Source organism: Bacteroides stercoris ATCC 43183 (assembly GCF_025147325.1).
GTDB lineage: Bacteria > Bacteroidota > Bacteroidia > Bacteroidales > Bacteroidaceae > Bacteroides > Bacteroides stercoris.
Map to the genome: position 1 here is coordinate 2594868 of NZ_CP102262.1, position 24757 is coordinate 2619624.

The following is a 24757-nucleotide window of genomic DNA, read 5'->3' on the forward strand; positions in this document are numbered from 1 at the left end:
CATTTATATGTCGAGTGATTGATATACCTGAATCAGCTCATCGGCTGTCTTTTTCCACGAGAATTGCCGGGCGCGCAGCAGTCCGTATTCCCGTTGCTGCCGATAGAGCGCGTCTTCATTTTCGAGACGCAGCACTGCACCGGCTATTTCTTCCGGTTGGCGGGGATCTGCGGCAAGTATGTCCGGACCGCCTATTTCGGGCATGGAAGAGGTGTTTCCCGTAATGATGGGAGTGCCGCAAGCCATAGCTTCCACCAGAGGGATGCCGAAACTCTCGCGCAGCGAGGGGTAGAGGAAAGCGAATGCTGCATTGTACAGCGTGGCGAGGTCGGCGTTGTGGATATAGCCGGGATAGAATAGGTGCCGTTTCAGGCGGTTACTGATGTTTTCCTGTTGCAGCAGCCTGTCTATATAGGTTTCGTTGAGGTCTGCGATGAGCAGCGGACGCCTTACGGACGATTTTTCCAGATAAAGGCTGTAGGCTTTCAGCACCCGCGCCGTATTCTTTTTAGGGTCCGTGTTTCCCAGGAAGAACAGGAAGTCTTTTTGGGGGATGTAGCGGTTTACTGTCTGCATGTCTATGTCGTCCATCGGACGGAAATGTCTGTTGTAGCCGTTGTAAATGGTTGTGATACGGTCGGCGGGAATGTTCAGGGCTTCGCGGATGCGGTTGCGTTCGAAGTGCGAAACGGTAATGATTTTCCGGCATTTCTTCAGAATCCGTGGTACGGTGAGGCGGCGGTAGTGCCGGCCCATTTCCTGATAAAGCGAGGGACTGCGCTGTTGGCGGGGTTCCAGATAGATGATGTCGTGGAGTGTCAGCACCAGCGGAACCGGACAGCAGAGCGGGGCTGTGTTGGACGTGCAATGCAGCAGGTCCGCCCCTAAACGTTTCACCGCCAGCGGCAGGGCTATCTGTTCCCAAAGCGGGTAGGTGGGACACGCCACTTCCACAATGGAGAGGTTGGCAGATTCTTCCAGGCAATGGTCTTTGCCCGGAGCCACGATAATGTAGTATTCATTGCCGTCGTTCCGTTTCTGCAATTCGCGGATGGTTTCCAGTGCTACGAAATCCATGCCGTGCTTGTCGGGACGGAAAATCCGTTGGGCTTCTATGGCTATCTTCATGCTGTGTACTCCTTATTTCTTTTTATAGAAGAACCGTTTTATATGGCTGAATACGGCTGTAAACATAAGTACCGGGAGCGCCCAGATGGCTTTGCGGAGACGGCGGCTTACTTCTCCTTCGGGCAGTGCCATGAGGAAGGTGAGGATAAGCGTTGCAAGCAGTACGTACCACTTGGGAGCCCAGGTCCAGTTCAGCAGGGTGATGCCTGCCGTGCATAGCAGAATTAGTGCGATAAGCAGGAAACGGGAAGGCATCAGCCACTGAAAAAGTTTGAGGGCATAGTCCCATTCACCTTTCAGCAATACCAGCGGGAGATACTTCAATGCAAAGAATGTGCTGGTATATTGCGAACGGATCCAACTGATGCGTTGCGTCTGGTAGCCGTCTGCATTATCTTCTTTCTTGCTGTAACATACCACTTCCGCCAGATATTCGGTGTAGATGTTCTGTTCCAGCAGTACGGTTTCCATCGCCTTGCTTATATCGGAGCCTTTCAGCTTGGGAGCACGTTCATGGAACATGGCGAAATCGAATGCCATTGCCGAACCTATGAGAGCCGAGGAAAAGCCCATGCGGGTATGTGCCAGACGGAAAAGATTGTTGTTGATTTCTTCGCTGGTGGCATTGAGAACAGCGATGCTGGTATTCAGGTTCTCCGCTATGCGGTGTGCCTGGATGGAATCGCAACCGGAGTAGTAGGCGTTGTTGAACATGCTGAGGGCGTTCGGCACGATATGGTTATCGGAATTGAAGATGACAATCAGGTCGTATTCGTCGGGAGCGTAGCGTTCCATAACCTGCTGGATGGCGTAGACTTTGGTGCAGTATTCCTTGTCGGGCACTACGATGTTTACGGGCATTTGCAGCAGGGTGACAAGGTCCTCTTCGGGCAGTTGGGTGGCTGCTACGGCAACGTCGTATTTGTCGCGCGGGTATTGCTGGGTGTCCAGAAAGCGGTTGACGGATTCAATTACTTCTTTCCCGTTGCGCAATACGGTAAAAAGCACTAAGAAACGGTGCTGTACGGCTGCCGCCGGATAAGGGTTCTTGTACTTTCCGAGCGAGAAGAGTGCGCAGAGAAACAGGTAGGCTACCGGAATAGCCAGCAGCAGGAATAGGACGGAATCTGTCATTTGTAGCGCATTGTTGCTCTCATCCATCCACCAGTCTATGCTGAATATGTTAAAAATGTTGGACATCATAGCATCGAATCTTTTTTAGTTGTGGTTAATAATGCCTGCTGTTTTTCAATCGTCAGACGTTCGTCTATATATTTTCCGTTCATCAGTATGCCCAGGAACATAATCATCATAATGCCGGTGGGGAACTGGGTGAAGAATGCGTTCCCGTAGGCGCTGAGCATCATGCCGAATATGCCGCAGGCAAGTGCGGTGAGCAGGTGGCGCAGCTCGTCATTCCTTATTTTGAACATGATGCAGTAGCATCCCCATAGCAGGCTGCCCGCATAAATCAGCAGGTAAAGGAGAATGCCCACAACGCCCGTTTCCGTCCATATCTTGACGTAGGTGGAGTCATTGGGAATGGTGGTTGTCAGCCTGCTTCCGAATCTCCGGGCTTCCACACCGCCCAGGCCGATCCCCTCGCCGAACGGTCTGTTCCTGAGATACTCCGCCAGCTTTTTCTGGTTCTGCTTTCTTACCAGATAGGACGCGTCTTTATTGGGACGGAATGCCGTGCGCATGCGCCGTATCATGTAGTTGCTTTCTCCCACGTATGTAAATGCGAAGAAAACATAGATGCAAATTCCTCCCACTGCGGCAGCGCTCATCAGTTTGATGTTCTTGCTGATAAGCGCAAAAAGCAACAGACTGCCCAGGGGCACTACGATAGCTCCTCGGGTACCTGTAATGAACATCGAGTATAATGAGAGTGCGGAGATGGAAAAGTAATATACTTTCAGGCTGGACTTCTTGCTGAACAAGCCGGCAATACCGAACAGCGCGCAGGTGAATCCCATGTTGGAACCGTAATTCCCCGCATCGGTAAAGATGGAGAAGTAGCGGGTGATCTGGGGCAGCAAGTGCGTCTTGTACATGCCGCTTTCCATCATGGCATTGTATTCGACGGCGTCGAAACCGATGAATTTCTGGCAGAGGCCTTTCAGTATGGCGATGAGCGTAAGTATGGAGAACAGGAATATCAGCCGGCTGATTTGTTTATAGGATGTTGCCAGCAGCACCGTGATTAGAGACACGAGAAACGTATTGTAAATGAATCCCCTGGAATAAATCCATGCTTCCAGGGATGCGGTGGGGTTGACGACTTCCATAAGGCAGTACACCGCCAGTACGGCACCCCCTATGGTGAGAATGTTGACGGCCTGTTTCCAGGGAAAACGGTAGTGCAGCGCCGTCTGGACGATGACGATGAGAAGCACGCTCCACCAGATGATGTCCGACAGTATGCTGAGTCCGTCCTGCCGGCTGTAACGCGCCAATGGGGTGAAGAAATAATTGAAAATGAATAGCAGGAATAGGAAGCGTTCCGGTTTGCGAAGATGAAAAATCAGAATACACAAGAGGGCGGGCAGTGCCGCCACCAGTCCTGCTATCGCTAAATTTTGCTTTAAAGTAGCTGCGACGATACATCCTAAACCGATGCAGAGTATGGCAAAGGTTAAGGCGGGAGATGATATGTAACTTCGCTTGATACTCATTTTACAGCAGCTTTTTTAGCGGTCAGTCCCAGTTGGGACAATCGGCTGACGAAGCTGTGGAGAGGTGTCTTGGGCGGTAATTCGCCGGTGAACGATTCCACGACTTCACGGTCGGCATTGTTGAGATAAAGCGATAACGGAGTGTCACCCAGCATTTCTTTGATGGATTTCAGGTTGATATCATCGTTTTTGCCCCATAAACGGCAGGCGTTGGCTATGAGCAGGTTGACATCGGCTTGTTTCAGTACGGTCAAAGGCAGGCTGGCAGTGCTTATGGACGGGTATTCCACAAGAATGATGTCCGGTATCTGCTCGGCGGAGTTCAGTTGCCAGAAATCGGATAGTTGTTGTGCCCGGACATATTTCTTGTCGTTGGTCTCAAAATCGACATCGTGTTTTACGATACGGGTGCGAAGTCCCACGGAAGCCCAATGGTCGGCAAAATATTTGGCCAGAAAACTTTTACCTTCCCGCTCTTCCATACTGAGCAGGTTGATGACGGTAGGGCGTCCTGTTGCCAGATACCTGTCGAGCTGATGGCAGGAATAGGCGGCGGCACGGCGGTTGCATACTTTCAGGAATCCTCGGAACTTCAGGTTGCTGATACCGTTGAATGCGGCGATGACGGGCAGGCCGCTAAGGCGGTGACTGCGTTCGGCATCCCGTAGCGTGCGGTCTGTCAGTTCAATGATGAGGAAGTAGAAAGTAATGAATATCAAACTGCCAATCAGAGCAGCCACGACGTAGAGCAGGCGCTTACGGCCGTTGTCGGTAAGCGGGAACTCGGGTGGAGCGATGATTTGCAGGTTGGCAGTGGTCATTTTTATGTTCTGCAGGCGGAGCCGCGCTTCGGACAGTCCGCGGAGCTGTTCACGGTAGGTGTCTTCGGCTATGCCGATGGCACGCTCCTTACGTTTTACTTGAGTACCCACTGGAGCAAATTCCCGATATTGGTTCAGGATGTCGTTCCGGCGTTCCTGAAGGACTTTCAGTTCGGCCTTTGTCTTTGCCTCGTTGATACATGCCATCAGCCATTCTGTTACCATATTATCGATACCGACACCCTCTTTGGTGAAATTGTATTCGTTGAGGTTGTCTGAAATCTGGCTGATTCTATTTTCCGAGTTTCGCAAATCGGTCCTGTTCTGTCGCAACTGTTCGTTGTCTTTTAGTTCCGTATCCGTTGAAAAGATTTCCTGCTCCAGGATATTCTGGTTCAGTTCCGTAACTTTTTCAAGTTCTTTGAGCAGCTTCGTGTTATCGCGTATAATCTTGGCGCGGATGTCCATTTTATCTTCCAGCATCCGACGGAGAGCCACGGCACTTTTGTAGGTTCGTTGGGCAAGTTCCTCACGGTCGTCCAAATTGTATTTGGTTACCGCCAGCTCTTTACTCTGATTGTCGTAGTTGATTACCGAATGCTCTACATTATAGTGCATCAGGTTGTCTTCTTCTTTGTTGAGGTTGGTTTTGGCAAGTCTTACTTGCTCCTCAAAGTAAGCGATGGCACTGTTCGTGGCGCTGAAACGGAGTATTTCGTATGCTTTGATAAGTTCGTCCTCTAAAATCTTGATGGTGTTTTGGGTGATACCCGGGTCGGGACTTGTGTAGGTGAAACTTATCAGGTCACTTGTGCCCAGACGTTTCACGGTTATCTGCTCGAGTGCGTGGAAACTGTAAAACTCCGTAGGACGGCTGAACATGGAGTATACAAAGTTGGCGGCACTTTCCTGACGGTATGCTTGCAGGTTCCCGACGGTTTTGTCCAACGAGGAACGGTCTACCAAAGCCAGCACTTCTTTGGGTGTATGCTGCAGGAGTTGGCGGTAGTGCTTTGCCTGGATGTACATATTATCCTGCCACTCCTCGCCATATACAAGGTTCGTGGCAAGCAAGCGGAGAGAGACCTTCTCCAATGTGCTTTTGGACTTGGCTATGTTGATGAGATTGTCGAAAGTGCTGCTGATGTTTTCAATCTTACTGCCGTCAATATTGGTAACATTGGTTACACCGGCATAGATATTACTGTTTACAGTATAGCTGAACGGCAGGAACTGGGTGAAGTACGCCACCAGTGCTGTGACAATAAATCCACCCCACAACAGCCAGTAACGGATGCGGTAGAAGAATTGTGCTATAAACTGTATTATATCCATAAGATTTTATTTCCCTTTGATTATTTTTACATTTGTCAGCATCTCAAGTAAAATGATGGCGTTATGCAGCGAAACGCGTGCTTCGGCATAGGAAGTCACCGCTCCGGAACGGCGCGCCCGCTCCAGTGAAAGAGAGATGATGTCTATTTTACCTTGTATAAAATTGTTCTCCGAGATTTTCATCTGAGCGTTGTAGAGGGCGGCATTCTCCGCTTTGGCTTTGATGGTTGCCAGTTGCGCCGTCACATTGTTATATGCTTCCAGCACTTTGAGCCGCCGTTCTTCCATTACTTCTTCCTGCGTGTATTGAAGCTGCTCGATGTTGTAACGATAGTTCTTCAGCCGGAGCGGACGGTTGAATAAATCGCCGAGACCTACACTGAAACTGGCTCCTACGTTGAAGGTGTACCGGGAACTGGCTGTGGTGGACTGATACCAGTCGTTGTAGGAATCGCTGTTGTCGTTCAATACGTTGTAACGCCCGTATGCATAATTTCCGTTCAGCCGGAAGTAGTTCCACCAGTTTCTTTTTTCTATGCGGTATTGGTTCTTTACCTGCTCTACCTGGGAGTGTGCCCGCTTTACAGTGGCGTTTTCTATGACGGCATCCATAAATACGGAAAGGGGCGGCAGATCAAAACCTTCGATATAGTGTTGCGTTTCCGGTAGCTGGCTTCCTGAGATACTCTTCTCCAGAATGGCATCGCTTTCTTTCAGTGCCTCCAGAATTTTGATACGCTCTTCACGGGTCATGTCCGTCTGGGCATGGATGGACTGGGACAACAGGAACAGAATAAATGTAGCTGTACAGAGATATGATAGGGGATGTGTATGGGCTTTTATCATTTGTCTGTTTGTTTTTTTAGTTTTAATACTTACACGTTCTCTTTCTGTACAAAAGCGGTGAACGTTTTTAGAAGTATCTTCATGTCCAGCCGGAAACAGAATTCTTGTGCATATTTAATATCCAGTTGCTTTCGTTCTTCCGCCGACATCTTACCGGCTCCGCCACGCTTTTCCACTTGCCAGAGCCCGGTCAGTCCGGAAGGAGCCATGAAGCGGTCTATGTATGCGTCGCTGGTCAGCAGTTCGGCCTCATAGAGCGGAAGCGGACGGTTGCCTACGATGCTCATATCGCCTTTCAGGACGTTGAATAGCTGCGGAAGTTCGTCAATGCTGTATTTACGGATGAAACGGCCGATGCGTGTGACGCGCGGATCGTTTTCTATCTTGACAAACGGGCTTTCTTTGGATTGGGCCTTTTGCCGGAAAAAATCTTTTTCCGGTATGATGAAGTCATCAGAAATCAGTAAGTTTGCTTCTTCATCGGAAGAGCCTGTGAGGTCGTCGAACCGGATGTCGGGGGTATCGTCTGCCGCTTCTTCTTCCATTTTGTACTGGTTGAGGGCATTGAGTTCCTTCAGCTTCTTGTCCGCATTGGTGTACATGGAGCGGAACTTCAGGAAGTTGAATATCCGGTAGTTACTGCCTACACGTTGCGACTTATAGATGACTTTACCCTTACTTTCGAGACGGATGGCAATGGCAGTGCCGATAAGTAACGGAGATAGTATTATCAGGGCGCATATGGCAAACAAAATGTCGAACGCACGTTTCCATGCGGGCAGATGAAATGTGTTAAGCATCTTTCGGTGGCTTTGGCTGAACTCCTGCATTTTATGCTTTTGACGCACTTGCAGGAACTGGGTCATTCGGTGGATGCTCGTTTCATCAGCTTGTGGCGGCAGTGTATTATTGACGCCTGCCTGCAGATAGGCTTTGCGGGCTTCTGCCGGCAATCCTTCGGTGATAAGTATTATGTATACGCGTGGAAACCTCTTGTGGAGGCAGGTGATGTCAAGGCAATCTTTTTCTGTGTCGGTTTGCTCGTAAAGGATGGATGTGTTATACCGTTCGCGGATGCCGTCTATGATTTTGGCAGCTTTACGGGCACCGGAGACAGTAACGAACATGCCATTGGTAACCTTGCTCAGGTGGTCGATGGCAGTCTGGCTGTTTCCTATGTAGATATAATATAGCATATCTTCCTTTCAGTTCTTTTTCAGATGTATTTCTTGATGCGTGCCCTGAGTTCCAACGGGTTGAATGGCTTGAGTATGTAATCTGCTGCTCCGGCTTCGAGCAACTGGATGCGTTCGACGGTACTTTCCTCACTGGAGAGCATCACTACGGGGATATGTTTGAACAGCTCGTTCCCTTTCAGATAGTACAGGAATTCATTGCCGCGCATGTGGGGCATGTGAATGTCGGAGATGATAAGGTCGGGGACATTGCCTTCATTAAGCCACTCAAGAGCCTTTAGAGGGCTTTCAAAATATTCCAGGTCGTATTCTGTCCCTAAATAAATCTTAAGTACGCGGCCTATGGTGGCTTTGTCATCAACCAGTAAGATTTTTTTCATTGTTCTGTTTATTATAGCGTTGTTGCTTTGTTTGTTTACTATGCAGTAATAAAAAAACTGTTGTTTTATTGAACTCGTCCGATTACTGACGACAATGAATATTTGCTAACCTGCTTTAACGCAAAATGAGAAAAAACGTGAGAATATGTTTGCCGGTGTATTTCTTCACGTTTTTCGGGTTGCCGTATAGATTGGCCATATTTCAGTCTCTATTGAGCGGAGTCAAATTTTCAATAGGATATACGTCTTTGTTGTGTGACTGATACCAGTTGTTGTCTTGTTGTCCGCCGGTGGTAATCCACGACCGGAACTTGTCATATACCATAGTGACGTTTCTGTTCTCAAAAGGCCATGCAAATTCTTGAGGGATTACAACAGCCCAGGCAAGGTTTTCTTTGCTGAGATAGTATCTGTTTTCGGCAACGGATGAGTCGTCATTACCGCTATTGAAGTAATGAGTACCGCCCAAGTCTGTCGGAGCAAAGCCCGCTACGTGTACTTCCGTACGCCTCCTTTGGGTTGTGGCGGGAGCTGTGATGGCGAAAATATCAATATTGTTGATGTTCAGGTCTTCCGGCTTTACATTGGCGGAGACGGGAAATTCCATGATGATGTTATATTCCTTGGTATCTTTTTTGAACGGACCGTTTTCAAGGGTGTTGATACGCTTTTCGGTATCGGTATACTGACTTCCCCACAATTCGGTGCATGCATCACTGAAGAGGAGATAAGTGGGGATGCTTTGCTTATTCTCGAATGATACGTCTTTTCCATTGGTTCTGAACTTGTCGGGCTTCATAGCTTGAGAGAGTTTAGTGAAGCGGATACCGGCCCCCAATGTCTTGGCTGCACCTGCGGCTCGCAGTTCAAGAGTCATTCTGAGGCGTGTCACTATACCGTTTTTATCTACTTGCAGTTTTTTTCCGGACATTACGATTACAAGGTCGTTCATGTCAAAATCGCCATATGCAGGCCAATTGTCCTCAAAAGCAAACGTATACACGTCGCTGTCTTTGATTTCGATGGGGAAGTCGGGGTCTTTCTCTTCTTCACCCTTATTGCCTTCGTCATAGATTCCGCCGCAAGTCTCGATGGTGTATTTGGATTCATCATAACCGGTATTGACGCTTTCGTTCTTCTTAAACGGGTGATACTGGCTCAGACCCTCTATTTTTCCTTCTATGACCAGATTGTTGCTTAATAATTGGACGTTGGTGGGCTCTTCGAATTTAATTTTTTCGGCCTTAATCATTGACTTGTCATTGTTGGTGACATTCACTGCCTGGAAAATGACGTCACCGCGTTTTACTTCGAACTCTCTGGCTTTAATCATGGAGCCGTCTATCAGCGTGAATTTGGAGTCGGTCAGGCTTTCTATTTCGGGTACAGGCAGCCACTCTGTGTCAGTTTCGTTGGCACGGCCGGCGGTAATGGCCCCCTTGTTTAATGTTACGTTTCTGAACTTGAATTCCTTTTTCACAATAACGGTGCAACTGTTGTATAGGACATCGGACGATGAGTTTGTAAATTTGGACGTTTCGATGAAGCCATCGTTGTACACAGACAGGCCACCCTCTATTTCATAGCCGCTTATCCGGGCCTCATAATGGTTGATGATGACGGTTGCGGTGGAGTTGTTGGTTCTTGTCTTACCGTCAGTTTCATCGAATCTGACACTGCCGTAATTGAATAGCCTGCCGCCATTGAGTTTTATATTCGTAGCACTGTTTAAGTCGGCCTTATTCAAAATCCTGGCATCGATGAAGTTGAGTTCATGAGCGTTTAATGTGCCGTGATTGATGACGTTGCTGCCGTTGATGGTGATTTTGTCGGCGACTTCGATTTTTCCTGCGTTGAATAGTTCCGGTTGCTTGCCAAGATTCATTGTCAGGCTTCCATTGGTTGAAATTGTACCGAAATTCTTGGTAGGACATCCTAAACTGAGAGAAGTGCATTCGAGGCTGCCGTCATGTTGCAGGGTAAGCGTGTTTTCATTACCGATGGTGAGATTATTTGCAATGATTCTGCCTCCACCCATTACATATATATCGAGGTTTGAATTAAGGCTGCTCCAACCGCTTAATTTCCAGACGCCCTGTACGAATACAGTTGCTCTGCCGCTGTTTGTTTTTAGCTGGATGGTATAAGGAGAATCCGATGTGTATTCTTTTCCTATGATATACTTCGCTCCGTTGGCAAGTGTGCCTGTATTCCAAGGGTCAATGTAACCATCCGATACACTTGGAACGGCTGGTATCACTTCCGCTTCCTTATATTCTTTATCGGCGATTTCCGTTATGCCGGCTGCCTGTGCCGCTTCGAATGCCGAGTGGGAATTACCGGCAGTCTTGTTTGTGGCTCTTGTTCTTGTACCGGTTGAAACATTGTACAGTTTGCATTCCAATATACCTCCGTTTTCAGGGATACTGTATTCGTATATTTCTTTGCGTTGCTTGGGATCGGTTTGACGGATAAACAGTCTTGTTGCGGCTTTGGAGACGTTGATTTCCGCGTTGTAATTTCCGTTCTTGTTGGCAGTACCCACCGCAATGGGGACAGCGCTTATGTCGGATATCGGGTTGGCGGTAAAGATTTCAATAAGATACTTATATCGCCCGTCAAATTCATCGTTTATCTCAACATTCAGATTTACGGTGTTGACCATGGACCAGTCAAAACCATCGGGGGCGGTAAAGTCTTCTCCTAAGGGATTTTCTTTCGGTTTTGTCTGAATGCCCCTTTCAGGATCGTACACATCATCCGTACAACTGGAAAGTGCCAAAGTGCTGACAATGGCTACCACAACTGAAAAACGGTAGAATAATTCCATAGGCTGATTTATAATGTTTTTATGTTTTGTTTGCTTGTTGAATAAAATAATCAACTTTTAATTGAATATGCCGCAAAGATAGCCATAATATTCGGATTGTTACTTGTAAATATTGTCTTTTTTGATAATGCAAGGCGAATATTTTGCTGAATCCGACCATTTGCCCGTTTTGAAAACTTGTAAATATTGTCCGGAGCGAATAAAAAGGAGAAGTCTGAAAGGGAGTAAAGAGAAAAAAAAGAGGAAATTACTCTTTGGTAATTTCCCCTGCCAAATCCGAATTCATCCGGCGACGGATTTCCGCCTGGCTCAGTCCGTGCCCGAGCAGGAACATGAGTTTGGTAACAGCGCATTCGGGCGTACTGTCGTAGCCGCTGATAACGCCAGCTTCGAGCAGATGCAGTCCGGTTTCGTAGCGTCCCATCTCAACACCGCCGCTTTGGCATTGGGTAATGTTGACAATGACGATGCCTCGTTCTGTTGCGTCCTTCAGTTGCCGGATGAACCAGTCCTTTTGCGGTGCATTGCCGGAACCGAATGTCTTGAGAACCACTGCTTTCAATCCCGGAACGTGAAGTACAGAATCGATGATGCTTTCCTGAATACCCGGAAACAGGGTGAGGACTACGACATTGGTGTCGAAAAGATAATGCGGCTTCATCGGTCGTGCAGGGTCGGGGCGACGGATGATGTGTTCGTTGTAACGGATATGGATTCCTGCTTTTGCCAGAGCGGGGTAATTGAAAGAGCGGAAAGCGTTGAAATTTTCGGCATTGATTTTGGTAGTCCGGTTGCCGCGCATCAGCTCATTTTCAAAGAAGATGCACACTTCGGGGACAAGGGCTGTACCGTCCGGACGTTTGGCGGCAGCTATTTCGATGGAAGTAATCAGATTTTCTTTTCCGTCCGTACGCAATGTCCCGATGGGTAGCTGCGAACCGGTAAGGATAACCGGTTTCGCAAGGTTTTCGAGCATGAAGCTGAGTGCCGATGCCGTATATGCCATAGTGTCGGTTCCGTGCAGGATGACAAAGCCGTCAAAGTTTTCGTAGTTGTCATTTATAATTGCGACAATTTTGGCCCACAGGGAAGGTTCCATGTCAGAGGAGTCGATAGGCGGATCGAACTGATAGGACGAGATGTGATAGTTGAAGCGCTTCAATTCGGGAACATGCTTGAGCAGGTGGGCGAAATTGAAATTTTCCAGTGCACCTGTTTCCGGATTTTCTATCATTCCGATAGTTCCGCCCGTGTAAATCAAGAGAACGGAAGGATAATCTGCTTTCATAAATATCTCTTTTTTCTTTTTTTCGGGCACAAAGATAATGTAAACCGATAACAGAATAAAATGAACTTGTCCATTTTTTATGTTGAAATGTAGCTTATCTTCGTATTATTCACAGAGATACGTAAAAAAATGGAATTTAAGTTGTCTTACTGTCCTGCCGCTTTACCGCTTTTACCTAAATCTTCTTTCAGATGTGAGATGGCTTTTTGTGCGTTTCCTTTATATTTGTCGAGCAGGGTAACGAAGCGGCTTCCGATAATGGCTCCGGACGCATGGGAGCAGGCTGTATCGAACGTCTGCCGGTTACTGATGCCGAAACCTGCCATGCGTGGATTGCGCAGGTTCATATCTTGAATCTTCTTGAAATAGACTTGTTTCCGGACGTCGAAATCTTTCTGCGCGCCAGTGGTGGCTGCTGATGATACCATATAGATGAATCCGTCGGTATGAGCATCTATTTCGCGGATGCGTTTCTCGCTGGTTTCGGGGGTGATGAGCATGATGACCCGGATGTCGTATTTCTGTGCGACGGTCTTATAATTTTCTTCGTATTCCCTGAAAGGCAGGTCGGGGATGATTACGCCGTCAATGCCGCATTCCGTACATTTCCGGCAGAAAGCCTCAAAGCCGAAGTGCATAATCGGGTTGAGATAGCCCATTAATATCAACGGGATACGGACATCCCGGCGGATGTCCTGCAGCTGCTCAAAGAGGATGCGGAGAGACATTCCGTTGCGCAGGGCGCGGGTGGCGGCATCTTGAATGACGATGCCGTCTGCCATCGGATCGCTGAAGGGAATTCCGATTTCTACCATATTCACTCCGTTCTTTTCGAGTGTACGGATTACATCGGCTGTGCTGTTGAGCGTGGGGAAGCCGGCACAAAAGTAGACAGACAGCAGGTTTTTGGGGCTGTCTTGGAAGAGTTGGTTGATACGATTCATAGTGAGTTTGTTATTACAGATTTATTGATGACAGTTACGTTATCTGCCGGTCGGCGGTTATGCTGTCAGCCGGCAGTTTCACCGGTTCTTATTGCCTGGAGGAATTTTCCGATGCGTTCTACATCTTTGTTTCCCGGAGCCATCTCAAAGCGGCTGTTGATGTCGATGCCAGCTAGTTTGGGGTGATGAAACTCCCTGATGGCTTTAACGCTGTAAGGGTTGATTCCGCCGCTGAGCAGAAAAGGCGTCATTCCGCTGTAACGGTGCAGTAGGTTCCAATCGAACTGGTTGCCGGAGCCGCCATACAGTGATGTCTTGGCATCAAAGAGGTAATAATCGCATAATCCCTTGTAGTCGGAAACGGTTGCCAGGTCTTTTGACTGTGAAATGGAAAAAGCCTTGATAAGGTGCAGACCGCTGCTGCGTAAGGAACGGCAATATCCGGGCGATTCGTTGCCATGAAGCTGGATGTAGTCCAGCGCAAAACGGTCGGCATACATCAGGATAGTTTCCTTGCTTTCATTGACGAAGACTCCCACGCGCTTTGCGCGAACCGGAAGATATGCCGGTATCTCGCACAGGCAACGGGGAGACTTGGGATAGAAGATAAAGCCTATCATATCTACATCCAGTTGCTCTACATTGCGGATATTTTCCGCTTCGGTCATGCCACATACTTTTATGATAAGAGAAGCCATTTTTTTAATGATTTATGTAATTAATACTTCATTTTCAGGAACGGAGTGGAGAAATGAAATCTTTTAATGCATCTCCCGGCCGGCGGGTTTTCATAAAGGTTTCTCCGATAAGGAAGCCGCGGAAGCCTGCAGCGCGCAGCCGGCAAATGGTTTCGGGATGTGAAATTCCGCTTTCCGAAACAAGTAGCGGCAGGCTTGGGCTGTCGGAAGAATCCAGGGCTGTGGCCGGTATCTGCCGGAGTTTTTCGGCTATATGGAAAGAGTTTTTCACATCGGTGACGAATGTGCCGAGATTACGGTTGTTGACGCCTACCATATCCACATCCGCGTTTACATAAGCGAGTTCGGAAAAAGTGTGGATTTCGAGTAACACTTCCAATCCCAGGGCATGTGCCCGGGCGGTGAGGGTGGCACATTCTTCTTGTGTCAGGCAAGCGGCGATAAGCAATACTGCATCAGCTCCTACGATACGTGCCTGGAGCAATTGGTATTCGTCGATGATGAAATCCTTTCGCAAGATAGGAATGCCGATCAGTGGGCGTGCCATGCGTATATCCTGCAGCGAACCGCCAAAGAATTTTTCGTCCGTAAGGATAGAGACTGCGGAAGCACCGACTGTTTCGTATGCAGCGGGTATTTCTTCGGCACGGGCAGTCTCGTGTATCCATCCTTTCGAAGGAGAACGGCGTTTGAATTCGGCAATGATTCCCGTGGGGGAAGAGGCAAGCGCCTGTTTCATGCTGCGGACGGGTATGGTGACGGAAGTTCCGGTAGTGGCGTCTTTCTGCATCATGGCGGCAACCTCTTCCTGTAACTTTTCGAGGGAGACGGCTTGCTTTTGCAGTTCTATTTCAATTCGTTTATGAGCGATGATTTCCGATAAAATATCTTTCATGGCTGTTTTAGTGAAGAGTTACGGGATATGCGGCTATAGATACCTTTTCGCACCTCATCCCTTACTGGTTAATTTCTATAAACTTTTTCAATGTTTTCAGTGCCCGTCCGCTTTCCAGCGATTCGCGGGCTATGGCAATGCACTCTTCAATCTCTTTTTCCGGTTCCATGACCTGAATGGCGAAGGCGGCATTGACAATGACACATTGAGTCTGGGCGGCTTCTGCGCGGTTGTTCAGGATATTGTCGAAGATACGTGCCGCATCTTCCTTGCAGGCTCCGCCGGAAAGTTCTTCGGGACGTACTGCGCTGAAACCGAGAGTTTGTGGGCGATAGATGCGTTCATAATGACGTGTCATCACTTTGAATTCATCGGTCAGTGAGATTTCATCGTAATTGTCCAGACTATTGACTACGGCAAAGTCGATGCCGAGTCTGTAGAAAACGTTCGTATAGAGACGCATTTGTGCGAGGTCGGCTACGCCCAATAGCTGATAGGCGGGCTGACACGGGTTTACCAGCGGTCCCAGCAAGTTGAACAGTGTGCGTACTCCCAAGGCTTTGCGGACAGGACCTACGAATTTCATGGCTGGATTGAACAGTTGGGCGTGCAGGTAGGCTATGTTACACTCTTCCATGCTTCGCTTCAATATGTCGGGATTGTTGGTGAAGCGCACGCCATGCTGTTCTATTACGTTGCTTGCTCCACTGACGGAAGTAGCGCCGTAGTTTCCATGTTTGGCTACTTTATAACCTGCTCCTGCCACAACGAAACTGGCGCAGGTGGAGATGTTGAAGGTGTTCTTCCCGTCACCGCCTGTACCTACGATATCAATGGGGCGGTAAGGCGCAAAGTCTATCGGAATTCGTGTCTCCATAAGTGCTTCGCGGAAGCCTGCCAGCTCGTCTACTGTGATGCTGCGCATCTGAAAGACCGTGAGCAGTGCGGCAATCTGTGCTTCGGAATACATCTCCCGGCTGATGTTGAGCAGGATTTGTTTGCTTTCTTCTACAGTGAGTTCTTCATGGTTGAAGAGCCGGGTTAATATTGTTTTCATCTGATTAAGTTTGTGGTTAAAAAATAGGTTATTCTTCCAGCCAGTTCTTCATAATCTGCTTCCCGTCCGGGGTAAGCACGGATTCCGGATGAAACTGTATGCCTCGGACATCATATTCCCGATGTTTCAACGCCATAATCTGCCCTTCGGGACTGACAGCTGTGACGGCAAGCGTTTCGGGCAGTTTTTCAGTATCTACTACCCAGGAGTGATAGCGTCCTACGGCTATTTCTTCGGGTAATCCCCGGAAAATGTAATCCGGTTCTGTCAGCCGTATAATGGTCTGTACACCATGAAACACTGTGCTGAGGTTGACTAACTTCCCACCGAATGCCTGTCCGATGGCTTGTTCTCCCAGGCATACGCCCAGTATTGGTTTCTTGCCTGCGTAGGTGCGTATTACATCCAGCAGTAATCCTGCTTCTTCGGGCACACCGGGACCCGGTGAAAGGATGATTTTATCATATTGTTCCAATTCTTCTATGCTGAATTGGTCATTGCGCAGTACATCTACCGCTACGCCGAGTTCTTTCACCAAGTGCGCAAGGTTATAGGTGAAAGAGTCATAATTGTCTATGATTACTACCATTGTTATTAACTGTTTGATTAATTTACTTTTGATACTCTTGTTGATTTATACAATTGGCCGATTTTCTGTTTTACAGGGAATTTTCCGCCATGGCAATTGCCTTCTTCAATGCTCCCAGTTTGTTGTTCACCTCTTGCAGCTCGTATTCGGCATTACTTTTGGCTACAATGCCGCCGCCTGCCTGAAACCATAACATCCCGTTGCGGCTGACGAATGTACGGATGGTGATAGCCTGGTTCAGGCTGCCGTTCAGGCCGATGAATCCGATACAGCCACCGTATGCGCCACGGTTATGCGGCTCCAGTTCGCTGATAAGCTGCATGGCGCGAACTTTCGGTGCGCCGCTCAAGGTTCCGGCCGGGAAGGTATCGATAAATGTCCTGATAGAGTCTGTATCATTGTTCAGCGTACCGCTGACGCGGCTCACGAGGTGAATAACGTGACTGTAATATTGCATCTCTTTGTAAAAGTCCACTTTTACGTCATGGCAGTTGCGGCTGAGGTCATTGCGGGCAAGGTCTACCAGCATCACGTGCTCTGCATTTTCCTTGGGATCGTCTTGAAGGTACCGGGCATTTACAGCATCCTGTTCCGGATTTCCGGTACGTTTGGCAGTGCCGGCGATGGGATCTATATAGGCATGGCGGCCTTCAATGCGGCAGTGCGTTTCGGGAGAAGAGCCGAAGATACGGAAGCCGCCGAAATCAAAGTAAAACAGATATGGAGATGGGTTGATGCTGCGCAAAGCACGGTAAAGTTTGAAGTCGTCGCCTACGAAACGCTGTTCGAAACGGCGGGAGAGGACTATTTGGAAAACATCTCCCCGCATGCAGTGGGCTATTCCTCGGCGGATATTGGCTTTGTGTTCCTCATCGGTCAGTGAAGAAGTGGTTTCGCCAACAGCACGGAAGTCATAGGCTGTGTAGTTGCGGTTGTGAATGGCTTTCTGCACCTTGTCCAGTTCGCTCTTCTCATCGGGAGCAAGCATCTCCAGTAACAGCATTTCATTTTTGAAGTCATTAAAGACAATAAGATACTTATATAAGATGTATAGTATATCCGGTGCATCGTTGGTGGCTTCGCGACTGTCTTTTACGGCGATGTTCTCAAAATAGCGTACAGCATTGAAAGATGTGTAACCGTACAGACCGCAATAGTCGCTGTATTCTCCTTCCACGTGAAAGCGGTTGAGGAAATCGCGTAACGCATTTTCCGCATGGTATTCTTCGGTAACGGGATGTTCCTCACGTGTGCCGTCGGGCAGACAGAATACGGCAACAGCGTGGTCTATACTGACGCTTGCTACCGGGCAAAGTCCGATGAATGAGCGGTTGTTTTCACTGCCATGATAGTCGGAACTCTCCATGAGTGCGCTTTGAGGAAAAATGTCGCGCACCTTCAGATACGTGCTTACGGGTGTATGTAAGTCGCCGAGCATCGTGCGGCTCACTGTCTGATAATCATACTTCATATTTTGTATTTTATTCTTTATACATCAAATACGTTTCTACATCCTTATCCCCCCGTCCCGAAACGGTCAGTACCACCACATCATCAGTTTTGAAGTTCAGCTTCTTCAATGCACCGAGGGCGTGGGCACTTTCCAATGCGGGGATGATGCCTTCGAGCTTAGTCAGTTCGTAGGCGGCGCGGATGGCCTCGTCGTCATTTACGGAGAGAACGATGGCGCGCTTTTGTGCGGCAAGGTTGGCATGCATGGGGCCGATGCCCGGATAATCCAGTCCGGCGGAGATGGAGTAAGGCTCTTCAATCTGCCCATCCTCGTTTTGGATAACGTAGGTGCGTGCTCCATGGATAATGCCCAATTTGCCTAAGGCAATGGTAGCGGCAGTCATTCCTGTTTCTATCCCTTTGCCTCCGGCTTCGGCAAGGACAATCTGTACCTGGCGGTCGTCCACATAGTGGTAAATGGTTCCGGCAGCATTGCTTCCACCGCCTATGCAGGCTATGAGATAGTCCGGAGACTCGCGTCCTTCTTTTTCCATGAGTTGTTTTTTGATTTCCTCGCTGATAACCGATTGCAGGCGTGCCACCATATCGGGGTAGGGGTGCGGACCTACGGTGGAGCCGATGATGTAGTAGGTGTCAGCGGGGTGGCAGCACCAGTCGCGTATGGCTTCGTTGGTGGCATCCTTTAAGGTCATGTTTCCGCTGGTCACGGGCACTACGGTTGCACCCAGCATCTTCATCTTCTCTACGTTGACGTGCTGGCGTTCCGCATCGGTCTTGCCCATATATACGATGCACTCCATATTCATCAATGCACATACGGTGGCTGTGGCAACGCCGTGCTGTCCGGCACCTGTTTCGGCTATGATGCGGCGTTTGCCCATACGGCGTGCCAGCAGAATCTGCCCGATGGTATTGTTGATTTTGTGTGCGCCGGTATGATTCAGGTCTTCCCGTTTCAGGTAAATCCGGCAACCGTACTTTTCCGACAGACGCCGTGCCTGGTAGAGCGGTGAGGGACGTCCTACGTAGTCGCGCAGCAACCGGTCGTATTCCTGCTTGAAATCTTTACTTTGCAGGACTGCGAGATAGGTTTTCTGCAATTCCTCTACACACCTGTGGAGTATTTCGGGAACGTATGCTCCGCCGAATTCTCCGTAATAACCTTCTTTGTCAACTAAGAAACTAACCATATTGTTTTATTATTTAATTGTTGGCTGCCAGTTACCGGTTGCGAACTGTTAGCTATATACATCGTTTAAATAAAAGAGCCCCGTCGCTTGGTGCGACAGGGCTCTTTTTATATCTATATTGTACATATATACATACGAGCACTGCTCCCTTACGACTGCCGGAGTTGTAACGGATGCCACCACCAATATGTATTTACGAACATTGTTTTCATTATCTTTTTTATTTTTGACCGAGGCAAATATAAGCACATTGTTTTAATAATCAAAGCAAATCTTTCTTTTTTTCTTATGAGAACTTTTTTCTTAAAGTTTTGTTGTTTATGGCGGATACTATTATTTACTATAAAAAAGAAAGGAACGGACTATGAAACGGAAACATCTGATTACTATAGGTGTGATTATTGCCATTGTTTTATTATTGTATTGGCTTTTTATAGCCGAAGACTTGAATGCCTGGCTCAATGTAAATTGATTTTTCAGTATTATCATGCGAGGTTGTTCGGATAAATAATGTATCTTCGCAAAAAATCAAAAACTCATGAAAGGATTAAGTTATTCGTTTTTGCGCGCTGTGTGTGCGCTGGTAATCGGTTTGGTGCTGGTGATGTTTCCCAATCAGGCCGGTGATTATTTTGTGATAACGATTGGCGTCATTTTCCTTGTGCCTTCGCTTATTAGTATTATAGGATATTATGCTCAAAATGCAGAAGTGCGCCGCCGATTCCCTATCGAGGGGATAGGAAGCCTGTTATTTGGACTATGGCTGGTTATTATGCCGGGCTTTTTTGCCGATTTGCTGACGTTCGTGCTGGGCTTTATCCTCGTGATGGGTGGTGTGCAGCAGATAGCCTCGCTGTCGGCTGCCCGCAGATGGACGCCTGTGCCGGGCGGATTCTACGTTGTTCCGGTGGCTATATTGCTGGCCGGGCTGGTTGCGCTGTTCAATCCTACGGGCGTGCGTTCTACGGCGTTTATCATTATCGGAATCACCAGTCTGGTCTATGCGGTTTCGGAATTGATAAACTGGTTCAAATTTACCCGTCTTCGTCCTAAAGCACCTGTTACCGGCAGCAAGAGTGATGATGACATCGAAGATGCAAAGATAATAGAATGATGTATATGTTTTAGACAATATACTCTCTGTTACATAAAACGCAGCAAAGCATCTATTCCCTGATGAAAGATGCTTTGTTGCGTTTTGTATGACAATACCGGGTAGCTTGTCACTCTGAAATGTTTTTAGAAATTTTCCGTAAGTATTCCTCTATTTCTTGAGCTGTAACATCTTTCAACAATACAGTTTTGTTTTTATTCAATAGATATAAAGTTGGGATAGCTTTTAAGTCGTAAAGGCTTTTTAGTTCGATTGCTTGTTCTTTGTCGTAAGCATTAATCCATTCTGCAGGAAAATCGGAGAGGTGTCTCCGCCATTCTTCTAAATCAATATCGGGGTAAATGGAAAGGACTTTCATCTGGTTCTGTACGATAGCTTGGCAGATGGAAGGGCTTTGTTTCAATGTTTCTATCGTTTCGCTGCAGGCATGGCAGCCGGGATTATTGATGAATAATAGGGTATAGGGAGCCTTTATGCTATACAAATTGCCTTGTTTGCCATTGGCAAGCGTATAGACAAAATCCAATGCTTTAGTTCCTATTCTATTTTTTTGTGCCAGCTCGCGTCGGGCTTTGGGACGTATTTTTTCTGTATTATCCATAACAGGAGATTGCAACATGGCATCTAAAACAGATATGTATAGTTCTTCATTACGCATCGGTGAGTTGGGATCGTACAGGTACTTGTCTGCAAGAGAAGTCAGATATGTATAGCACTTTTTCTCTTTTTCAGCTTGTGTAAATAAAGTTTTCAAAGCAACATCCCTCGTTTGAGCAGGTACCAGTTGTAATATATCAATAAAATTCACCCAAGCCTGCTCCGTCACTTCGGGGTGATGTATGTAGTTGGTATCGGCAAAGTTTACATGCTCCCAATAGTGACGTGCCAGATAGTCGGCGCGTAATTCGGGAGTGTTCAACATTGTGGGTACTTCGGGGTATACGAAAGTTGTAATAGTATCTGTTACAGCGTCTTCCGTCTGCTTATTATTTGCTTGCCCATTACTACATGCGCTGCTTGAACTTAATAGGAAAATAAATAATGTGTAAGCTGGCAACAATTCTATGATCTTTTTGTATTTCATATTATCTAAAATAGATGTAAAATTAGGTACTGTTTCATTTTTTTACTCGAAAAGAAAAGGGGCATTTTTCTCTATCCAATAAATTATTTTTAGAATTTGAGTTTCAAGTAATAACGTATTACGTAAAATTAAAAGAAATATGGTGCAAGTTATCAAGAAAATCTTGCACTTGCAAGAAAGAAGACTAAATTCTGATTTGAAAATTAAGTCTTTTGTTAGTTATTCACTTTTCCTATGCTTACTGCACATTGTCAGTTTCTACTTTTCTGTTCTGTCCTGTTAGCCTTTTTCTTGTGTCCGACACCCGGGTGTCGAACGTGCCGAGACCCGGATGTCGAACATGCCGAGACCCGGATGTCAGACATGCCAAGACCCGGGTGTCATACAATGCCCTTCCGTATCTCCGTGTTTTCTTTCAGCCTTCCGTTGCTTTCTTTCCGCGCGCATGCGCATATATTATAATGTATCCCTTTTGCCAGACTTTCCATCCTCCTTAAAAAATATGTTCTTCAACACATTTGTCAATCAGCGTTTTATAAAAATGTTCAAGAGAAACGCGAAAAAATCCCCTGATATATTTGGCTTGTATGTTATAAAGTCCTACTTTTGCACCCGCTTTCGAGAACGGGAGCAGCGATGTTTTGACATTCTGACAGGAACGGCGTAGGAACTCTTACCTATTTCTTCTGCTTGGGGCTTGTTTCTTTCTGAATATTTCCTTTTGAAAAAGCAGAATGAAAAAAAACTTCCGAAAACATTTGGAAGATATGAAATAAAGTTCTTACCTTTGCACCCGCTTTCAAAAAGTAAGCAGCGTTGGTTGACACACTTTTTCTTGAATCCGGGTCGGTAAAACAATCTTTCTTTTGTTCTCCCTTTCGCAAGAGAGATGACGGGAAAAAGGAAAGATGAAAAAAACTTCCGAAAATATTTGGAAGATATACTTAAAAGTTTTTACCTTTGCATCCGCTTTCCTGAAAAGAAAGCCGACATAAAAGAAGCGATCTTTGAAGAGATTTACATAAACAATACAAGTAGTACAAGAGCAAGACTTGTTTCTGAAAAAGAAACGGTCTTGGGTAAAATAAAAAGAACCGTCATTACTTATTAAATAGGTAATAGATACTTTTTAAATTCGAGCGTCCTGAACAGAGCAACAACCGTTCCTTTATGGAATGATTAACAATACTTTTACAATGAAGAGTTTGATCCTGGCTCAGGATGAACGCTAGCTACAGGCTTAACACATGCAAGTCGAGGGGCAGCATCATCAAAGCTTGCTTTGATGGATGGCGACCGGCGCACGGGTGAGTAACACGTATCCAACCTGCCGACAACACTGGGATAGCCTTTCGAAAGAAAGATTAATACCGGATGGCATAGTCTTCCCGCATGGGATGATTATTAAAGAATTTCGGTTGTCGATGGGGATGCGTTCCATTAGGCAGTTGGCGGGGTAACGGCCCACCAAACCTACGATGGATAGGGGTTCTGAGAGGAAGGTCCCCCACATTGGAACTGAGACACGGTCCAAACTCCTACGGGAGGCAGCAGTGAGGAATATTGGTCAATGGACGAGAGTCTGAACCAGCCAAGTAGCGTGAAGGATGACTGCCCTATGGGTTGTAAACTTCTTTTATACGGGAATAAAGTGAGCCACGTGTGGCTTTTTGTATGTACCGTATGAATAAGGATCGGCTAACTCCGTGCCAGCAGCCGCGGTAATACGGAGGATCCGAGCGTTATCCGGATTTATTGGGTTTAAAGGGAGCGTAGGCGGGTTGTTAAGTCAGTTGTGAAAGTTTGCGGCTCAACCGTAAAATTGCAGTTGATACTGGCGACCTTGAGTGCAACAGAGGTAGGCGGAATTCGTGGTGTAGCGGTGAAATGCTTAGATATCACGAAGAACTCCGATTGCGAAGGCAGCTTACTGGATTGTAACTGACGCTGATGCTCGAAAGTGTGGGTATCAAACAGGATTAGATACCCTGGTAGTCCACACAGTAAACGATGAATACTCGCTGTTGGCGATATACAGTCAGCGGCCAAGCGAAAGCATTAAGTATTCCACCTGGGGAGTACGCCGGCAACGGTGAAACTCAAAGGAATTGACGGGGGCCCGCACAAGCGGAGGAACATGTGGTTTAATTCGATGATACGCGAGGAACCTTACCCGGGCTTAAATTGCAACTGACTGAATCGGAAACGGTTCTTTCTTCGGACAGTTGTGAAGGTGCTGCATGGTTGTCGTCAGCTCGTGCCGTGAGGTGTCGGCTTAAGTGCCATAACGAGCGCAACCCTTACGGGTAGTTACCATCAGGTTATGCTGGGGACTCTACCCGGACTGCCGTCGTAAGATGTGAGGAAGGTGGGGATGACGTCAAATCAGCACGGCCCTTACGTCCGGGGCTACACACGTGTTACAATGGGGGGTACAGAAGGCAGCTACACGGCGACGTGGTGCTAATCCCGAAAGCCTCTCTCAGTTCGGATTGGAGTCTGCAACCCGACTCCATGAAGCTGGATTCGCTAGTAATCGCGCATCAGCCACGGCGCGGTGAATACGTTCCCGGGCCTTGTACACACCGCCCGTCAAGCCATGAAAGCCGGGGGTACCTGAAGTACGTAACCGCGAGGAGCGTCCTAGGGTAAAACTGGTGATTGGGGCTAAGTCGTAACAAGGTAGCCGTACCGGAAGGTGCGGCTGGAACACCTCCTTTCTGGAGCGACGCTCAGAAAAAAGACGAAAAGTAGGTTCTAAAGAGATTACCTCCATAAGAACCTCTTGTACTGCGAAGATTGTTTATTAATAATATAAAGAGAAAGTAGAAGCCGAGCCTTCGGGCTAGGGTTTGACTGACAGTCCTATAGCTCAGTTGGTTAGAGCGCTACACTGATAATGTAGAGGTCGGCAGTTCAACTCTGCCTGGGACTACGACATAGTCTTGGTGAGAGACACGGACGATTTTAATTACTAATTCTAATTACTAATTACCAATCACTGACCGTCTATTACTAACCACTATCTCGGGGGATTAGCTCAGCTGGCTAGAGCACCTGCTTTGCACGCAGGGGGTCAACGGTTCGAATCCGTTATTCTCCACTCTTGAGATTCCGTTAAATCGGAATATTCTCAAACGATCTTTGACATGATGTAACAGAAAAAAGTAAAGTTAAAGCTGAAAGTATATATCGACCATACGTTGTCGGT

At 47.3% G+C, this 24757-nt stretch carries 19 protein-coding genes, 2 tRNA genes and 1 rRNA gene; 5 read left to right on the top strand and 17 right to left on the bottom strand.

All coding sequences use genetic code 11. From position 1 onward, the window contains the following. Positions 1–3: 3 nt before the first annotated feature. The 16 genes from NQ565_RS10705 to trpB form a co-directional block, all read right to left on the bottom strand. A complete protein-coding gene (locus NQ565_RS10705; RefSeq protein WP_005653057.1) occupies positions 4–1128 on the bottom strand; it encodes a glycosyltransferase family 4 protein in 1125 nt (374 codons plus the stop codon). A gap of 12 nt (positions 1129–1140) precedes the next feature. Further along, positions 1141–2331, bottom strand: a complete 1191-nt coding sequence (locus NQ565_RS10710; RefSeq protein WP_005653054.1) for a glycosyltransferase family 2 protein — start codon at positions 2329–2331, stop codon at positions 1141–1143. Beyond that, positions 2328–3806 (bottom strand): O-antigen ligase family protein, encoded by a 1479-nt coding sequence (locus tag NQ565_RS10715; protein ID WP_005653053.1) that lies wholly within the window; start codon positions 3804–3806, stop codon positions 2328–2330. Before NQ565_RS10715 ends, NQ565_RS10710 begins: the two co-directional genes overlap by 4 nt. Then, the gene (locus NQ565_RS10720; protein WP_005653051.1) at positions 3803–5962 is read right to left on the bottom strand and encodes a GumC family protein; all 2160 of its coding nucleotides are present in this window, start codon (positions 5960–5962) and stop codon (positions 3803–3805) included. The genes NQ565_RS10715 and NQ565_RS10720 overlap by 4 nt, the downstream gene beginning before the upstream one ends. A 6-nt stretch (positions 5963–5968) precedes the next feature. After that, a complete protein-coding gene (locus tag NQ565_RS10725) occupies positions 5969–6808 on the bottom strand; it encodes a TolC family protein (RefSeq protein ID WP_005653049.1) in 840 nt (279 codons plus the stop codon). 29 nt (positions 6809–6837) lie between these two features. Beyond that, the gene (locus NQ565_RS10730; RefSeq protein ID WP_005653047.1) at positions 6838–8004 is read right to left on the bottom strand and encodes a sugar transferase; all 1167 of its coding nucleotides are present in this window, start codon (positions 8002–8004) and stop codon (positions 6838–6840) included. Positions 8005–8024: 20 nt separating this feature from the next. Then, positions 8025–8384 (bottom strand): response regulator, encoded by a 360-nt coding sequence (locus NQ565_RS10735; protein WP_005653045.1) that lies wholly within the window; start codon positions 8382–8384, stop codon positions 8025–8027. A 202-nt stretch (positions 8385–8586) separates the two neighbouring features. Beyond that, on the bottom strand, positions 8587–11214 hold the full coding sequence (locus NQ565_RS10740; protein ID WP_040315585.1) for an LruC domain-containing protein: 2628 nt from the start codon (positions 11212–11214) through the stop codon (positions 8587–8589). A 247-nt stretch (positions 11215–11461) separates the two neighbouring features. Then, on the bottom strand, positions 11462–12502 hold the full coding sequence (locus tag NQ565_RS10745; RefSeq protein ID WP_016662765.1) for an asparaginase: 1041 nt from the start codon (positions 12500–12502) through the stop codon (positions 11462–11464). Positions 12503–12648: 146 nt separating this feature from the next. Continuing rightward, on the bottom strand, positions 12649–13446 hold the full coding sequence (trpA, locus tag NQ565_RS10750; RefSeq protein ID WP_005653038.1) for a tryptophan synthase subunit alpha: 798 nt from the start codon (positions 13444–13446) through the stop codon (positions 12649–12651). A 65-nt stretch (positions 13447–13511) separates the two neighbouring features. Beyond that, complete coding sequence (locus NQ565_RS10755) at positions 13512–14144, bottom strand: phosphoribosylanthranilate isomerase (protein WP_005653036.1); 633 nt, start codon at positions 14142–14144, stop codon at positions 13512–13514. A 34-nt stretch (positions 14145–14178) separates the two neighbouring features. Next, the gene (trpC, locus tag NQ565_RS10760) at positions 14179–15039 is read right to left on the bottom strand and encodes an indole-3-glycerol phosphate synthase TrpC (RefSeq protein ID WP_005653034.1); all 861 of its coding nucleotides are present in this window, start codon (positions 15037–15039) and stop codon (positions 14179–14181) included. Positions 15040–15100: 61 nt separating this feature from the next. Then, on the bottom strand, positions 15101–16096 hold the full coding sequence (trpD, locus tag NQ565_RS10765; protein WP_005653032.1) for an anthranilate phosphoribosyltransferase: 996 nt from the start codon (positions 16094–16096) through the stop codon (positions 15101–15103). Between the two features lie 28 nt (positions 16097–16124). Next, positions 16125–16685 carry an anthranilate synthase component II gene (locus NQ565_RS10770; protein ID WP_005653026.1) on the bottom strand — a complete coding sequence of 187 codons (561 nt, stop codon included), beginning with the start codon at positions 16683–16685 and terminating at the stop codon, positions 16125–16127. Positions 16686–16755: 70 nt separating this feature from the next. Continuing rightward, complete coding sequence (locus tag NQ565_RS10775; RefSeq protein WP_005653021.1) at positions 16756–18156, bottom strand: anthranilate synthase component I family protein; 1401 nt, start codon at positions 18154–18156, stop codon at positions 16756–16758. Between the two features lie 10 nt (positions 18157–18166). After that, a complete protein-coding gene (gene trpB / locus NQ565_RS10780; protein ID WP_005653020.1) occupies positions 18167–19348 on the bottom strand; it encodes a tryptophan synthase subunit beta in 1182 nt (393 codons plus the stop codon). 538 nt (positions 19349–19886) lie between these two features. Here trpB and NQ565_RS10785 point away from each other — a divergent pair. Next, positions 19887–20462, top strand: a complete 576-nt coding sequence (locus NQ565_RS10785; protein ID WP_005653018.1) for an HdeD family acid-resistance protein — start codon at positions 19887–19889, stop codon at positions 20460–20462. A gap of 109 nt (positions 20463–20571) precedes the next feature. Here the strand turns inward: NQ565_RS10785 and NQ565_RS10790 are convergent, their stop codons facing one another. Next, positions 20572–21546, bottom strand: a complete 975-nt coding sequence (locus NQ565_RS10790; protein ID WP_005653016.1) for a DUF5106 domain-containing protein — start codon at positions 21544–21546, stop codon at positions 20572–20574. Between the two features lie 889 nt (positions 21547–22435). On the opposite strand from NQ565_RS10790, the gene NQ565_RS10795 reads away from it, so the two are divergent. The 4 genes from NQ565_RS10795 to NQ565_RS10810 all read left to right on the top strand — a co-directional run bounded on the left by NQ565_RS10795 (position 22436) and on the right by NQ565_RS10810 (position 24649). Beyond that, positions 22436–22657, top strand: coding sequence for a hypothetical protein (locus tag NQ565_RS10795; RefSeq protein ID WP_005653013.1), 222 nt, complete (start codon positions 22436–22438; stop codon positions 22655–22657). 82 nt (positions 22658–22739) lie between these two features. Continuing rightward, positions 22740–24266: ribosomal RNA gene (locus NQ565_RS10800) — 16S ribosomal RNA — on the top strand. A 141-nt stretch (positions 24267–24407) separates the two neighbouring features. Further along, a tRNA-Ile gene (locus tag NQ565_RS10805) sits at positions 24408–24481 on the top strand. Between the two features lie 94 nt (positions 24482–24575). Beyond that, positions 24576–24649, top strand: a tRNA-Ala gene (locus NQ565_RS10810). Positions 24650–24757 lie beyond the last annotated feature (108 nt).